The 525-nt window shown below is 51.8% G+C and carries 5 tRNA genes; all 5 read left to right on the top strand.

What is annotated here, in order from left to right:
• Nucleotides 1–53 precede the first annotated feature (53 nt).
• A tRNA-Val gene (locus QM874_RS09840) sits at nucleotides 54–126 on the top strand.
• Between the two features lie 5 nt (nucleotides 127–131).
• Nucleotides 132–202, top strand: a tRNA-Gly gene (locus tag QM874_RS09845).
• Between the two features lie 36 nt (nucleotides 203–238).
• Nucleotides 239–312, top strand: a tRNA-Ile gene (locus QM874_RS09850).
• A 9-nt stretch (nucleotides 313–321) separates the two neighbouring features.
• Nucleotides 322–393, top strand: a tRNA-Glu gene (locus tag QM874_RS09855).
• 6 nt (nucleotides 394–399) lie between these two features.
• Nucleotides 400–489 (top strand) — tRNA-Ser (locus QM874_RS09860).
• Nucleotides 490–525: the final 36 nt, after the last annotated feature.

Consider the following 525-nt stretch of genomic DNA (forward strand, 5'->3'; position numbering starts at 1 on the left):
CCGGAAGTAGTTGGGGGTTGCCCCCTGTGAGATAAGGAAGTCGCTTAGCTAAAGGGAGTTTAGCTCAGCTGGGAGAGCATCTGCCTTACAAGCAGAGGGTCAGCGGTTCGATCCCGTTAACTCCCATTTTAGCGGGTGTAGTTTAGTGGTAAAACTACAGCCTTCCAAGCTGTTGTCGCGAGTTCGATTCTCGTCACCCGCTTTGAACATAGTTCAATTCACCAAGTTTTTAAAACTTGGGCGCGTAGCTCAGGTGGTTAGAGCGCACGCCTGATAAGCGTGAGGTCGGTGGTTCGAGTCCACTCGTGCCCATTGAAATATGGTCCGTTGGTCAAGGGGTTAAGACACCGCCTTTTCACGGCGGTAACACGGGTTCGAATCCCGTACGGACTATTTATTGGAGGATTACCCAAGTCCGGCTGAAGGGAACGGTCTTGAAAACCGTCAGGCGTGTAAAAGCGTGCGTGGGTTCGAATCCCACATCCTCCTTTATTATTAACGCGGGATGGAGCAGCTCGGTAGCTC

This window comes from Streptococcus infantis (assembly GCF_047463615.1).
GTDB lineage: Bacteria > Bacillota > Bacilli > Lactobacillales > Streptococcaceae > Streptococcus > Streptococcus infantis_X.